Consider the following 15,076-nt stretch of genomic DNA (forward strand, 5'->3'; position numbering starts at 1 on the left):
TGGAAAATAGAACTAGTTATTTAGAATCAATTTTCAGCCTGAAGCATCCGGTAAGCCAGTAGTGCCATTTCCAGGCAACGACGTTTGTCAGGGTCTGCCAGATTTCCCTCTATGATTTCATTAATTTTATCCAGCCGATTATAAAGGGTCTGTCTGTGAATGTACAAAATTCCGGCGGTATCACGCTTGGAGCCATGGGATTGAAAATAGGCATCCAGTGTATCCAAAAGCTGCATATGGTGCTCACGATCATGCGCAATCAGCTCGCCCAAATGGTCCTCTACGAACTCTTGTAGAAAAGGAATGCGGGGCACCGCCTTCAACAATTGATAGATTCCGATGCTGTCGTAAAATAACCGATCCTTCATGACTGGGACGCTTCGTGTCACTTCAATGACCTCATATGCCTCTTCAAAACTGCGATCCGTCCCCGTCATGCGATGCCTTACCTTACCAAAGCCTGCATGAATGCGCACCTTATCAAGCTGTCCTGCGGCATAGTTCTGAATATATTGAACAGTATGGGCAAGCACTTTTTTCATTTGCGCTGCGGAACGCAGTGTTAATTCCTCCTTGGCACAAAGGATGTAGCATTGACTTCCCTTCATCATCAGCAGGTTGTGCAACGTTTCTTTTTTCAACAATGAACGAAGCAGCACTAGCACATCCTGATTGATGGATTCCTTGCGTACCTGACTGGCATCCTTGTCCTGGTGTTCTACCTCAATGACCCCTGCCCAAAATAAATACTGCCCCTTCGATAACAATCGCAGGCCCATCCGGGTCTGAGCCTGTTCTTCACTGGGAAGCTGTCCGCTCAGCACATCCTGAATCAATTCATTTTGATTACGCAGCAATCGGTCTTCAAGAAACTGTGTTCTCAGCACCAATGTAGCGGCTGCCTTGGCAGTGTAATCGAGTAGCAGCGACATTTCTTCCGTCGGCATTTCACTATGCAGTACCAAACCTACTGCGGAAAACACCTGACCGAAGCATACAACGGGCTGGAACAAGACGGCAGTGGATTCATTTAGGTGAAACAGCAGATGCCCCTCCCGATCGGCGGTCATACTAGATTCCACTTCATTGGCATAAAAATCTGCAATACGGTCCGCTAGATCCGGCTGGACGGAAGGTACGAATCGATTGGTTTCAATGGAAGACATGTAGATGACCTGCCGGGCTGCATAGTCATGAAGCACACGCAAGAGGGCGTTCATATCAGTGCTGCGCAGGGTTTCCTGCTGAAGCTGACGTGAAAATCGCTCCAGATCTTTTAGAAGTTCATGATGTCGGTTAATAAGTAGGGAATGAATATCTTGTGTAATTTCAACAAAACGTACTGGCTGCTCAAATACGATGACCGGGAAGTGATGTCGTTCCGCCAACTCCAGAATTTCAGAGGGGATTTCATGAATGCTCGTGCCCAGCTCCACACACAATCCTGCGGCTTCCGAGCGGATCAGTTGCTCCATATACTCGGCACGCTCTTCCCCCTTCCGGGTGAGCCACAGGCCGGTCGTCAAAATCAAGTCATGACGGCTCACAAACGGAGAAACATTTGTGATTTCTAGCACATGGACCCAACCCACAAGGCGATGTACGCCCTGTTCCCCCGCCGCCAGCTTCGCCCGCCGGAAAACAGGACGTTCCAGCACATCCGCAATGGTAAATGTTTTTTTACCGTTCATCGGCATTCTCCTTATGTATATGTCTTTATGTCATTTTATATGACATATATTCATCAAAAAGTCGAGCCTTTAAGTCAGATAATCCGACAAAATGTATGATGTCAAGGAGCTTCACCCCTTGTAAACTGTACCTAATCTAACATGAATTGCATTTATCGGCTTGAGTCCATGTAACTAATCGGCAGGGCTGCGCAAAAATGATAGTGTAATTTTCTTAACAATTATTTTTAGGAGAGGTGAATGAAATGAAAATTGGGGTTCCGAAAGAGATTAAAAACAATGAAAATCGTGTCGCTCTAACGCCAGCAGGTGCAGCTCAATTGATTCAACACGGACATCACGTATTTGTGGAAAGCCATGCAGGTGTTGAAAGCGGCTTTACGGATGGAGAATATGCCACTGCGGGTGCGACTCTTGTGCAGCAAGCTGCGGACGTGTGGTCCCAGGCGGATCTGATTATCAAGGTAAAAGAGCCGCTCTCCTCTGAATACGGATATTTTCGACCAGGATTGATTTTATTCACCTATCTACATTTGGCTGCCGAGCCAGCGCTGGCCCGCGCTTTAACAGATAACGGCGTAACCGCCATTTCCTATGAGACGCTAGATGTTGAAGGCAGCCTCCCGCTGCTTACTCCGATGAGTGAGGTTGCCGGTCGAATGGCTGTACAAATTGGAGCACAACTGCTGGAAAAACCAAAGGGTGGCAAAGGCATTCTGCTGGCAGGTGTGCCGGGGGTAAAACGCGGTAAAGTGACCATTATTGGCGGAGGGGTGGTCGGTACCAATGCTGCCAAGGTCGCCATCGGTCTTGGGGCAGATGTGACACTGATCGACCTGAGCCTGCAAAGACTGCGCCAACTGGACGATATTTTTGGCAATCAGCTCCATACGCTGGTGTCCACCCCGTCCAACATTGCTGAAGCCGTGGCGCAAAGTGATTTGCTGATCGGTGCTGTCCTGATCACTGGTGCCAAAGCTCCGCGGCTCGTAACGGAAGCCATGGTACAGACGATGCAGCCCGGCTCTGTGATTGTGGATGTGGCCATCGATCAGGGCGGCATAGTCGAGACGATTGACCACATCACCACACACGATCAGCCTACCTATGTGAAGCATGGCGTCATTCACTATGCGGTAGCAAACATGCCGGGCGCAGTACCGCAAACCTCGACGCTCGCTCTGACGAACGCGACGCTCCCCTTTGCTCTCCAGCTCGCAGATTTGGGTGTGCAGGAGGCGCTTCGCAGAAGCAAGCCACTGCTTAGCGGCACCAATGTCCTGAACGGACATATTACCTATGAAGCGGTCGCACGTGATCTGGGATATCCTTATGTTCCCGTAGAACAGGCATGGCAGGCAAAAGCCTTACAATAGAATAGAAACAGCTCAAAGAACCACACGCTCTTCCCAGCAGGGACTGAAGCGTGTGGTTCTTTTTGTGCTAGCTGTATCCACCGTACTTACTGCATTTCAGGCGATTTCTGACGAAAGGAACGTTTGAAGATGGCGATAAATATCTGTGATTTCTTCCAGCGACATGCGCACCAGTCCGCTAGACGAAGGTGCCACAAATTCATGCATCTCGGGAATGAGCGGTTCAGGCTGAAATCCCCAATTTACTTTGGATTTTTTACTGTATTCGGTGTACACGCCTTTGCCGACAAAGCAAGCAACCTTCGGGCGGTATTCCTTTAGCTTCTCGTATAGCTTCAGACGTCCTTCGGCGTATTCCTCGCGTGAAATATCCTCTACTCCCCTCGTGGGACGGGAAACAATGTTCGTAAAGCCGAAGCCCAGCTTCAGCAGCTCCCGATCTTCCGATGGATCGTACAAGCGAGGTGTCAAGCCTGCCCCCTCCAGTATGCGCCAAAATCGGTTGCGCGGATTCGCATAATGATGTCCTACCTCGCCTGATTTCAAGCTGGGATTAAAGCCGATGAATACAACGGATAATCCATAATCCAGATGATCATCTACCTCATGCAGTTCTGTCTCTCGCTCTGTCATGGGCTCCTCCTTCCTCAAACCATATCCAGCGGCTGCTTCCGCGTTGGCGGAGGAAAAACTTCGTCTATTTGTTGAAGTTGTTCAGGAGTGAGCCGAATACTTGCTGCCGCTGCATTTTCTCGTACATGCGATTCCTGCACCGCCTTCGGAATTGCCCAGACATCACCGTCCCGTATGACCCACGCGAGCGCAATTTGGGATGGAGTTACCCCGTGGCTGGCAGCAATGTCTACCATAACAGGATGCTCCAACAGCCCCCGTCGCAGGCGGCCACCTTGGGCAATCGGGCAATAGGCCATCACAGGCACTCCATGCGTACGGCTCCAAGGTAGCAGATCATATTCGATGCCCCGCGAAGCTGCGTGATACAGCACTTGGTTGACAGCGCAGGCTTCGCCTCCACTTAGGCTCCATAGCTCCTCCATGTCGGACTTGTCCAGATTGGACACTCCCCAGCTGCGGATTTTGCCCTGCTCACGCAGTTTTTCCATACCTTGTATCGTCTCTTCCAGCGGAATATTCCCACGCCAATGCAACAAATACATGTCCACGTACTCCGTTCCCATTCGGGTTAGGCTCGCTTCGCACGCTTGAGCCAGTCCTTGACGGTCCGCATGATGAGGATACGCCTTGCTAACAAGATAGACATCATCCCGGCGACCCCGAATGGCCTCTCCGACGATCTCTTCTGCGCAGCCCTCCGCATACATTTCAGCCGTGTCCACCAGCGTCATGCCCAGCTCCAAGCCAAGTTGAAGCGCGCGCACTTCTTCCTGCCGGAGTGACGCTTTTTCACCCATATGCCACGTGCCCTGCCCGATTAGCGGCACATCACGACCGTCAGTCCAGGTAATCACACTTTTCTTATGTTGGCTCATATGCATTCCCTCCTTAGGAGCCTGATGCCACAGGCTTGTCAAATACATGGCTCTGCGTCCAATGCTGTCCACCATCCGAGGTGGTATACATGACTGGGGCCTGCTCTGAATCCGAGAAAATAGCCCAGCCTTCCTTGGCATTTGCCATCCCGATTTGCTGACCACCATAACCGTCAAAGCCTTGCTTGCCATTGTTCCACGTCTTGCCGCCGTCAGTCGTCCAGCCGATGGTATTGGGCTTGTCGCACGGTGCGCAGTAACCGCCCATCCATGCGGTATTGCTATTAACCGCATAGAGCATACCTGGTGCAGCCCCTTCATTTTTGGGAACCTGGTTGTCTTGCTGGCTAATACCTGGTGCCGGACCGCCGCCAGCAGTGGTATTCGCCAGCACAGCACGCCAGCTTTGTCCACTATCGGCAGTATGCCAAAGCGAATACGACGTCTGATTCATCCCCGTATCGCCAACCAGCTCGATCCATGCGTCGCCACGTTCTACCGAACGAATAATAGCTCCATTTAGAGGCGCCTCCACTGTCCGTGACATGACAGTAGTCCACTTTTGGCCCCCGTCAACCGTGTGTAAAATCTGAAACGAACGGTCTGTGTCCTGCGTAACTGCCCAGCCGTTTTGCTGATCATGGTAATATGGCTGTCCTACCAAGTGGCCAGGCACGGGGAGCGAAGACCAGCTTTGCCCACCATCCTTCGTATATTGGTTGCCACTGAACCCTTCCTTGGATGATACAAAGTGTAAAAAGCCCGCTTGCCCTTGCTCAGGTACAGTCCCAACAACCTCCCAGCGTTTACCGCCATCGCGAGTGGCCAGCAGCGATCCGCTGTCTGCCATAACAGCCCAAGCCTGCTGCCCGTTCAAGGCAAAAATCTGCTGAACCGTACCTTGGCCCTGATATTGCACATTCCACGTCGATCCGACTGAATCGGATGCAACCGCGTCCGTACGGGCAATCCAGCCATTTCCGCCGATCCAGCCGGATTGGCCGTCGATCAAACGCAGCGCGGTAATATTGTCCATGCGGACCTTCGCTATCGTAGTGTCTGTGGTTGCTTGTCCTCCTGTTTTCGGTGTATCTACAGTCGCTCCCGAGCCATTCGCTTGTGCCGAGGCGGCACCCTTTTGCTCATTTTGAGCCGTTTGTCCTGTTTGCGAACTTGTTTGTGAGCCTGTTTCACACCCCGCTGTCACTATGGCTACGGCGAGTAAAAGCACCCAGACCGATGTTTTTTTCTTCATTTTCGTTCATCCCCTTATGTTGGTGATATACATGGCTGTGCGGGTATTGTATTCACAGCCATGTATATTCTATGTATTACCCTGCTGTCTTCGTTTCACTCTTAAGGTGAATATACGGAATGGACTGAATGCAAACCAGTGTTACAGGATTACGAGTTTACAGGAACAAAGCCGCCTTTTTCGATGGCCCGAGTTCCTTCTTCACTTTGCAGCCATTCGAGTAATCGTTGCATCGAAGGGCTTGGTTTCTCGCCTTCCCGTGTGACCACGAACAGTTGAGCTGTGAATGGATATTGTTTCGAGCGAATGTGCTCTTTGTTCGGCTCCACTCCATCAATAGACAAAAATTTGACCTCTTGACGATTATGCATCACATTTGCGAAATAATAAAATGAATAACCGAGCGCATTGTGATCCTTGTTAAAATCAGCAACTGCATTAATCATTTCACCCATTATACCAATTCGGAGTTCCCGAGGAGGTTCAGCCATGTCATGACCTTTCATCACTTTCTTTTGCATATATGTTTGACTTCCTGAATTCTCCTCCCGCTGATAAGCAACGATCGGCTGATGCTTTCCCCCTACTTCACTCCAGTTACGAATAGATCCTTCATATATGCTGCGTAACTGCTCCGAAGAAAGTCCGTTAACTGGATTGCCTTTATGAACGAGAAAAATAAAAGCATCCCACCCAATGGGTGTAAGCTTCATTTGAATTCCCCGACTTTTTGCCAGGCGTAATTCCTCATCGGATGGACCCGCCACCAGGATCAGATCCGCCTTCTTTTCAATCAGATTGACATAAGCCTGATGTGTTGTGTTGAATCTCAGTTCGTGAGCCGCACGAACCTTGTTCATTCCGGTCAATTCATGCAGCATATCCTGCGCGAATGGAATGGCCGCTGTAGCTCCATCTACTACCGGGAAATCCCTTTCCGCAATGTACGGACGTTGAGGAAGCATGATCGTAATCACCAGCACAATAATGAGCGCAGCAGATATTGCAGCTACAACCCATTGCCATCTATGGTCCAACTTTCCGTGCTTGTCGGTCACCGCAGGATAACGATCTACCCCAACCCCGACTACCATGCCAGCTATGGGTAGCAGTGCGGTCAGCAAAAACCAGATTCCGCTACGCTGTGTATATAACCCCAATACCTCTAGTACAGGTTCTGCCCAAGCGTGATAAAGTGAAAACAGCTCCCATGCTCCTCCAGACACTTCGGCAAGTTGTCCACCTGATCCTTGTATTCCGACAATCCACAACCACAGCCCACATAATAATGATAATAGCCCGGTCAGCATCAGCGAAAGCTTGCCCATGCTGGACATACGCGCACTCAAGGCACCATAAGCTGCAAAAATGAGACCGATAATCCATGCATATAGAAGCAGTATTACAAACACAGTTGTATCCGTCACACCTTCATGCCTCAGCAGAAGCTGCACTTGGGGTGCCACAACCATACTCCAAACTACATTAAACATGACTGAAAACAATCCAAACATAAACGTACCGCCCAGCCATGGCCAAAACCATGCTATCCGCACAGACTCATCCTTTTCCGGCTTGGTTATAACTCTCTTTGGATCAGACATGTACATCCCCCTATATCTAATGAATGAATTGAGACTGTAAACCATTGCTTCTTCATTGTACAATTATGGTAAAGATTAGTATACGAGAGGAGGAGAAAAATGTCCTTATCCGATCATCCGAATCATACATCTGATGTAACCTTGCTCCGAAAAGCACATGATGATCTATGGCATTCCTTACAGCACATTCCAAGCGATGAAGCACTCAAGCTACTTCACAGCTTTGCAACCCAGGTAGCGTTCTATCACGAGAAAAAGGACAAGGAGGCGGACTGTAAAAACTACTTCCGAACTCCCTTGCCCTATATAGCCATAGCCGTTGGTATTTCACTGCCAACCGCCATATGGCTTCTGATATTGTTCTTACCCTAATGCTTATGGCAAAAAAGGCCTCCCCCACGGGAAGGACCTTTTTGGTATCGGATCTTCTTTATATCGCTCTGGCCTGGATCAAAAAACGGTGCTGCTTCACGTCCCAGTACCCATCACGTTGGATATCCAAATACAGACCATACAGCTGTTCTATATATTTCTCTGGCTGAAAGTCTGCAATCTGCCATTCAATGGCTTTTAAATAGTAAACAAGTGCTCCAATATCGTAAAAACGCTGTATTGGAAACTGCTCCTGCTGCTCTACAATTTCGAAGCCATTGCTTTTCAAACCTGCAAGTGCTTGAGAAAGTGTCCAGTCCGCATATTCGTATTCAGGTGCTCCCAAACGGTCGTTGATACCCGTACAATCCAGGCCCCCTACCTGTTGAGTCAAAAACGTCCCACCTGGGCGCAAAATACGTCGTACCTCCGTTGGCGAAAATGACTCATGCTTATTCAGCACAAGATCGAACCCGGCATCGCCAAACGGAAGGGAATTGTCATCCTGTATAGCCATCACGCGCACACCCAGCGGCTCCAATCTTGCCTTGGCGATAGGAACGTTCGGTGCATATGCCTCTGTCGCACAAACGATCTCTGGAAAAGGACGTAACCGCGACAATAGCTCTCCCCCGCCTGTTCCCATATCCAGCATCGCTTTGGAGGAATGGATCAATGCCAAAGCCTTGCTGGCATAAGACCAGTCCAAAGGTTCGCTCGCCACTCGTCCTGTATCCAAAATGAATGAAAAATCCCATCCGGAAAATGGCTGCCTATGATGCTCCAACAACTGTAGAAATTCACGATCTTCTGTATATTTCATATTATTTTGCTCCTCCACTATTGGACTGGACATAATTGAACTCTTCTCTCTGTATGTTCTACGTTGTATCTCTCTGTGCCTTTATTATGTCAGCTCTAATGTTGAGGAGCTCTTGCCCGTCGGTGAGGTTGTTATATGTCGTGTCGGAACCATCCCATGTTCATCTACCTCCGTCCATATGCCATCCAAACCAGATGCTGTCCCACTTAAGGAGCTGTCGGTAATGCCTTCGCAAGCTCCGGTGTCATATCGTTCGGAGTAAAATAGCAATAGCGTGTATGGGGGGCTGAACTAAATAAAGGTTTGATCTTGACCTGAACCAGGTAAGTGCCTTTCGCCATATTTGGAGTATAGCTATAGGGTCTGCGCTTTTCCAGTACAGTGCTCCAGAGCTTCGGATCTTCAATCGTTATTGCTTTATGCTTCTGTTGGATGCTTTTAAATAGCTTATAGTCTTCAATATACTGATTGGATTGATAAGGTTCAAGCTCTTCAGCAATAATAGGAACAGCCCGTATCGAAAAAATATCCTTGGAATCAATGATCACCTTATCCGCATATCCCTTTTGCTCTAGCCAACCTGTAAGCTTGTGATAGGAAGCCGGCCATTCAAATGAAAATTCACGATGCCAGCTCGGTTCGTTATTGGTAAAGGATGACTCTTTGTTTGTAATAGAAACACTCCCTAGGGGATATCGATGTGATTGCATTTCGCTATAACTCATATTTAATACTTCTTCTCTGAGTATATCTTCAAATTCACGAGTTTCTTTTGGATTGGTTAAAACCACTCGTCTTTCATTATCATCTACGGATTGGATATTAATCGTCTCTGCTTTTCCTTGCAGCTTATCCAGCTCGTATCTTACCGTTTTATAAGGCTCTGCTTCCATCACTTTAGTCAGTTCTGTCCGGAAAGGCTTCTCCGGGAATGTATAGCGGCGAGTCATGGTGGAACCATCATCCAAGCGGTAGATTATGACTGCCCTTTCGACGGCCAGGTTTTTGGACAATGTTTTCTCGCCAGCTGCATGTGCACGTACGAGTTCACGATGTAAATTCAGCACAGAGGCGATATAGGCCCTGTCTTGGGAGTAATAAGCTTCTTTTTCTGTATTTCCCCCTAGAGGCTCCTCTTGCCCGACATAAACTTTTTCTACGGAGTGTGCTGTTGGAATCCGCCCCTCATAACCCAACCAACCTGATATCGGGATATATAGTACCAGCCCCATGATCACACCGTACACGACCATTTCCACCAAAGCTCGAACACGCACAATTTGCCACGTCTTGCGGACGACCATCTCTACAACGATATAGCCTAGAACAGCTCCAAGTGCATACCCAAAAATCGACCAATTAGCTCCTCTTGTACCTGCATTATAAAAATAATCGCCTATTACAAGCATGGCGCATAGTATAACCCCTGCCTTGAACAAAGGTTGAAAGAAAGAAAACGCCATGGCCTGAGTCGCCTTCTCGACCAAGCGTTTACGATACAAACCATAACTCAAGGCAACAAACAACAGAGAGATACCTAAATAGGCAAGTAGCTCCATGTAGGAAAAGGCGCGCTGCGGCAAATTGTCCATAATGCGTACAAACGGCGATAAGTTATCCCAGACATTATTACTGCTGCGAAACTCCGAGCCGTTAATATATTGAACAATGGTTTCTCGCACTTGCACATAACCGTATAAATTACGTTCCAGAAAACGCCCTATCATCATGGATAGAAACTGAGGCAATAGCAGCAAAACATACACTACTACGATCTGTAGCAACGATTGTCCCACACAAATCCCTACAAACACAGTAAAAGTAAACAGGAAAATCGTAAGGACAGATACGACCAGTGCCCACGATCCAATATCATTGATATGAAAAATATAAGGCAGTTCGACTGACGTGTTAACCCAAGCAGTTACTCCCGCAGTCAGCCATACAGGTACAAGTAAAAGAATAAGACCGCTAATTAAATGTGATGTTAATAAATGCTCTCTACGCAAAGGTAGGCTGTGATACAAATCGGATGACCCCTGTCGCTGAACAAAACGAAGCAGCATCACACCTGCCAGCACGGGTACGGTCGTTAAGATTAATTTTTGCAATTCATTACCTGAGCTTGTGTTATCAAACAAGCTTTTTAAAACCACTCGTGGTTGTTCATCACCAATGCTCATAAACAATGGCAGCAGTACTGTAAACAGCAATCCTACCAAGTACAATAGACCGATCCAGCCATGCTGTCTCAGGCATTGGCGAATTACGCCGCCGCTACAGAAGAATCGGTTGGATGTCATAACCTGCGTCCTCCATTTCATAAATGAAAATTTCTTCAAGCGTCAACGGCAGCAAATCAAACACATGCGGCTCATACGCCTCAATCGTCTCTGCAATCCGCTCTCGTTCCCCCCGGATAATGAGCAGCAGAACACTGCCCCTCCGCTCCTTATGTACAACCGAAAGTTGTCCACATACGGTTTCCTCATGCGTGCTTTCACGAAAGGCAACCTGCACCTTATGCGTATCAGACTTGAGGTCGTCGACCTCTTTTTCCAACAGCATCCGCCCCTGGTGCATAATGCCGACGTGATCACACATGTCTTCTATTTCACGCAAATTATGAGATGAGATCACGACGGTCATCTCGCGTGCAGCGGTTTCCTGGAACAGTAAATTTTTGATCATTCTACGCATCACCGGGTCCAGTCCATCAATCGGTTCATCCAAAATGAGCAGCTCAGGCATACAGCTCAAGGCAAGCAAAAAAGCAGCCTGACGCTTCATCCCCTTGGAAAAACGGTGGAGCTTTCGTTTAGGATCTAGCTTAAAAATCTCCGTAAGCTGTATGTAGCGTTCCTCGCTCCAGCTCGGATAAATGGAGCGGTAAAACCGGGCCATCTGACGAATTGTCGCTTGCGGAAAAAAATAGGGGGTGTCTGGCATAAACAGAATGTGCTGCTTGACTTCTGGCTGCTCATATACGGACTGTCCGCCAATCAGTACCTTTCCTGCATCCGGTCGGTAAATCCCGGCGATGATTTTGAGCAGTGTTGTTTTCCCTGCCCCGTTTGAGCCCAGCAGTCCAAAAATGGAGCCCTTCTTCACTCTAAGGGCGAGCTGGTCGACAGCCTTTTCTTCTGTAAATGTCTTTGTGACTTCCCTTAATTCAATCAAGGGACATCCCCCTTTCCTTTGTTTGTATAGCTTCCACGTACATGTCGTCCACTTCCTGCTGTGTAAAACCGAAATGGACGGCTACAATCATCTGTTTTAACAACGCCGCTCGAATCTCATCTCGCTTGATTTGTTGTGGCTGATGTTGGGCAGGTGTGACAAAGCTGCCTTTGCCCTGAACGGAATAAATGTATCCTTCTCGTTCCAACTCGCGATACGCCTTCTGAATCGTATTCGGATTCACCGTTAGCTGAGCAGACAATGTCCGCACAGAAGGCAATTGCTCATCCGGCTGAAGTGATCCGTACACGATCATTTCCTTTACCCTGTCCATAAGCTGTTCGTAGATCGGCTTACGGCTGCGGATATCCAGCTCGAACATGGACTTCCTCCTTTCAAAAACTTACTCTGATTCATTTGTATATGCTCAACTGTTCTAACTGTACTATAATTAATAGTACAGTTAGAACAGTTTGTCAATCTTTTCTTTGGGGATTTCTTACAAAAAAAATAGCCGTGATGCATCACGCATCACGGCTATCTCTTTTAGCCTTCCTTTGACTCATAAGGCTCATCACGACTTATATTCGTAAGCGTTGACCCTTCGGGTAGCTTAAGATCCAGCTGGAACCGGAACGTCGCTCCTCTGGCCTCATCGCTATCCACACCAATGGACCCCCCCATCAGCTTGACCAAGTTTTTACAGATGGACAAGCCGAGTCCTGTCCCTCCATATTTTCGGTTCAGTGCCGGGTGAAGCTGGGAGAAGGGCTGAAACAATAGATGCTGGCGGTCTGCTGGGATACCGATTCCAGTATCCGTTACACTGAACTCAATCAGGCATTTATTTTTACGACGACTGTAAGCCTTTCTCTCCACAAAGATATTTACACGCCCTCGCTCCGTAAATTTGATCGCATTGCTCACCAAATTCACCAGCACCTGTCGAATACGCACATGATCACCGACCAGCATCCCCGGCATTTCCTGATCCACATGCCATTCCAGCTCGATGTCTTTTTCCATAGCCTGTGTCATGAATAGGTCAGCCACACTGCCGACCACATCATCTAGCACAAAGGACTCGTGCAGCAAAGACATTTTGCCAGCTTCGATTTTGCTCAAATCCAGTATCTCGTTCAATATCTGCATTAAAGCACCGCTGCTGCTGGTAATAATGTCTATATAGCTACGCTGCTCCTCATCCAATTCAGTATCTGCCAGTAACCCTGCCATGCCTATAATGCCGTTCATCGGTGTTCGGAGCTCATGACTCATCACAGAGAGAAACTCTGACTTGGCCCGATCGGCGCGTTCGGCAGACTCCTTGGCCCGAATGATCTCCTTTTCATTCGTCCTGTCTACAAAAACCATCACAGCCCCTTTTCGCTCGCCATTATCCATCAAAGGGCTGATTCGGTAGGAGGCCAGAAAGCTGGACCCGTCTTTTTTCCAAAATACAGCTTCCTCTGCCTGATAAGAAGCTCCGCTTCGAATCGCTTGAAGAATAGAGGACTGTTCGTCCGGAAAATGGCTACCAATCTCGTCTGCATGGCGAATGATATCTATGCATGGGCCGTTCAGCGGATTAGCCGATCCAATGCCGAACATCTCGACAGCTGCCGGGTTCATAAAGCGGACATGTCCTTCGTTACTTAAACCCACAATCCCTTCGGATACGGCATTCAAAATAAGCGAATGCTCATTACTAAGTTTTTCAATTTGAGCAATGTAGCTTTTGAGAGGGGTAACGTTTTCTATAATCCCGTAGCAGCCTACAATTTCCTCTTGCACGAAAATCGGGATATTCGTCATCTTAATGAATAGACGCTCCCCCTCCTTATGTATGAATTCCGATTCATAGGTTTGCGTCTCACCCTGCTTGGCCAGTTCCATATGACGCTTGATTTTGTCCTGTTCCTCAGAGGAAGCCATTACAAGTATTTCAGCTCCTAGCAGCTCATCTTTCGTATAGCCCGTAAGCTCCACCAAGCTCGGATTCACACTCAAGATATGACCTTCCATATTCACGGCGCATATCCCAAGTGGATTATGCTGAAACAGTGACCTATAACGGTTTTCACTTTCGCGCAGACGCTGCTCCATTTCCCGGTGCTCTGTAACATCCTGGATCATACCAACCACTTGAACGGGCTTGCCTGCATGCTCGTCCATTTCAGCTTCCCAGATTGAACGCAGTACCTTTTGTTCCCCATTGGGCAATACAATCCGGTAAAAGGTTTCTTCGTGAACTCCCTTTAATATAACGTTGGTGATAATCTGTTTCATGCGCTCTGTATCTTCTGGATGAACAGCCGCCATGAACGCGTCAATACTTGTTTCAACCGGCTTGACACGATAGCCAAATATGCTGCGAAATTCCTTGGAAAAATGCATAACATCGTTGACCAGATCCCAGTCCCATGAGCCGAACATCGCCAACTGTTGAGCTTTTGCCAGGTTCTCCTCGCTCTTCTGACGCTCTGTGATATTTCGTCCGATGGATAGAACTCGCTTGATCTTGCCCTGTTCATCCCGAATAATACGGTACGATACTTCCAGCCACAAATAATGCCCGTCCTTATGACGTACACGCCGCTTCATGATGCCTGTTTCCTTGAACATTCCATGTACACGCATGTAATCGGCATCTTCGATATGGTAAAATTGGAGCCGCTTTTTGCCGAGCATTTCCTGCTTTGTATAGCCTAGGAGTTTTTCCACCGAAGGAGAAATATATTGGAGTATGCCGTCCGCCGTGCTATATGAGATAACATCCGGCGTATTTTCCGTAATCAGCATGTACAAATCCTCATTATCCGAGAGCACCTGCTCCATATCTTTTTTCTCCGTAATATCCATTGCATACGCAATCAAATAAGATTGTTCGGTAGCCTCATCATCAAATATGGTTAATTCCAGCGATAGCCAGACGGATGTTCCCCGTTTATGTTTCAAACGCAGCTCTGTCTTATAGACTTGATCTGTAGCCTTTAGCCAACCTGCGTAAGCCTCCCTCAACCCTTGCTGATCCTGAGCCTCTTTATACAAGAGATGGTAATACCGGATATCCAGTAATTCCTCCTGCTCATATCCGACCATTTTGCAAAAGGCGGGATTGACGTACAGGCACTTCCCTTCCCTCGACAAAATCACGATTCCTGTCGGGGCATGATTATACATATGTTCCAGCAAAGGCAGTCGTCGAGCAGCAGAAAACACAATGAATCTCCTCCTTTGTGGTCCGGCAGTTTTTCTAACTAT

At 48.0% G+C, this 15,076-nt stretch carries 12 protein-coding genes; 2 read left to right on the plus strand and 10 right to left on the minus strand.

The window, feature by feature from the left end; all coding sequences use genetic code 11:
- Nucleotides 1–26: 26 nt before the first annotated feature.
- Entirely contained in the window at nt 27–1,691 is a 1,665-nt protein-coding gene (locus NLX74_RS16985) for a PucR family transcriptional regulator (protein ID WP_254329385.1), read from the minus strand.
- Between the two features lie 245 nt (nt 1,692–1,936).
- Here NLX74_RS16985 and ald point away from each other — a divergent pair, with 245 nt between their 5' ends.
- A complete protein-coding gene (gene ald / locus NLX74_RS16990; protein ID WP_250267598.1) occupies nt 1,937–3,067 on the plus strand; it encodes an alanine dehydrogenase in 1,131 nt (376 codons plus the stop codon).
- A 96-nt stretch (nt 3,068–3,163) separates the two neighbouring features.
- On the opposite strand, the gene NLX74_RS16995 is transcribed toward ald, so the two are convergent.
- The 4 genes from NLX74_RS16995 to NLX74_RS17010 form a co-directional block, all read right to left on the minus strand.
- Nucleotides 3,164–3,700: a mismatch-specific DNA-glycosylase gene (locus NLX74_RS16995; RefSeq protein WP_254329386.1), complete on the minus strand. Its 537-nt coding sequence runs from the start codon at nt 3,698–3,700 to the stop codon at nt 3,164–3,166.
- A 14-nt stretch (nt 3,701–3,714) separates the two neighbouring features.
- A complete protein-coding gene (locus NLX74_RS17000; protein ID WP_254329387.1) occupies nt 3,715–4,578 on the minus strand; it encodes an aldo/keto reductase in 864 nt (287 codons plus the stop codon).
- Nucleotides 4,579–4,591: 13 nt separating this feature from the next.
- Nucleotides 4,592–5,833: a WD40/YVTN/BNR-like repeat-containing protein gene (locus NLX74_RS17005; protein WP_254329388.1), complete on the minus strand. Its 1,242-nt coding sequence runs from the start codon at nt 5,831–5,833 to the stop codon at nt 4,592–4,594.
- A gap of 149 nt (nt 5,834–5,982) precedes the next feature.
- On the minus strand, nt 5,983–7,437 hold the full coding sequence (locus NLX74_RS17010; protein ID WP_254329389.1) for a PstS family phosphate ABC transporter substrate-binding protein: 1,455 nt from the start codon (nt 7,435–7,437) through the stop codon (nt 5,983–5,985).
- 99 nt (nt 7,438–7,536) lie between these two features.
- Here NLX74_RS17010 and NLX74_RS17015 point away from each other — a divergent pair, with 99 nt between their 5' ends.
- On the plus strand, nt 7,537–7,809 hold the full coding sequence (locus NLX74_RS17015; protein ID WP_254329390.1) for a hypothetical protein: 273 nt from the start codon (nt 7,537–7,539) through the stop codon (nt 7,807–7,809).
- Nucleotides 7,810–7,867: 58 nt separating this feature from the next.
- Here NLX74_RS17015 and NLX74_RS17020 read toward each other — a convergent pair whose 3' ends face one another.
- The 5 genes from NLX74_RS17020 to NLX74_RS17040 all read right to left on the minus strand — a co-directional run bounded on the left by NLX74_RS17020 (nt 7,868) and on the right by NLX74_RS17040 (nt 15,034).
- Complete coding sequence (locus NLX74_RS17020; protein ID WP_254329391.1) at nt 7,868–8,632, minus strand: class I SAM-dependent methyltransferase; 765 nt, start codon at nt 8,630–8,632, stop codon at nt 7,868–7,870.
- Between the two features lie 206 nt (nt 8,633–8,838).
- Nucleotides 8,839–10,935 (minus strand): DUF6449 domain-containing protein, encoded by a 2,097-nt coding sequence (locus NLX74_RS17025; protein WP_254329392.1) that lies wholly within the window; start codon nt 10,933–10,935, stop codon nt 8,839–8,841.
- Nucleotides 10,910–11,812, minus strand: coding sequence for an ABC transporter ATP-binding protein (locus tag NLX74_RS17030; RefSeq protein ID WP_025723753.1), 903 nt, complete (start codon nt 11,810–11,812; stop codon nt 10,910–10,912). The genes NLX74_RS17025 and NLX74_RS17030 overlap by 26 nt, the downstream gene beginning before the upstream one ends.
- Nucleotides 11,805–12,194: a GntR family transcriptional regulator gene (locus NLX74_RS17035; protein WP_025723754.1), complete on the minus strand. Its 390-nt coding sequence runs from the start codon at nt 12,192–12,194 to the stop codon at nt 11,805–11,807. The genes NLX74_RS17030 and NLX74_RS17035 overlap by 8 nt, the downstream gene beginning before the upstream one ends.
- Nucleotides 12,195–12,358: 164 nt before the next feature.
- Entirely contained in the window at nt 12,359–15,034 is a 2,676-nt protein-coding gene (locus NLX74_RS17040; RefSeq protein ID WP_254329393.1) for a PAS domain S-box protein, read from the minus strand.
- Nucleotides 15,035–15,076: the final 42 nt, after the last annotated feature.

This window comes from Paenibacillus sp. MZ03-122A, from assembly GCF_024213325.1.
GTDB classification, from domain to species: domain Bacteria; phylum Bacillota; class Bacilli; order Paenibacillales; family Paenibacillaceae; genus Paenibacillus; species Paenibacillus polymyxa_B.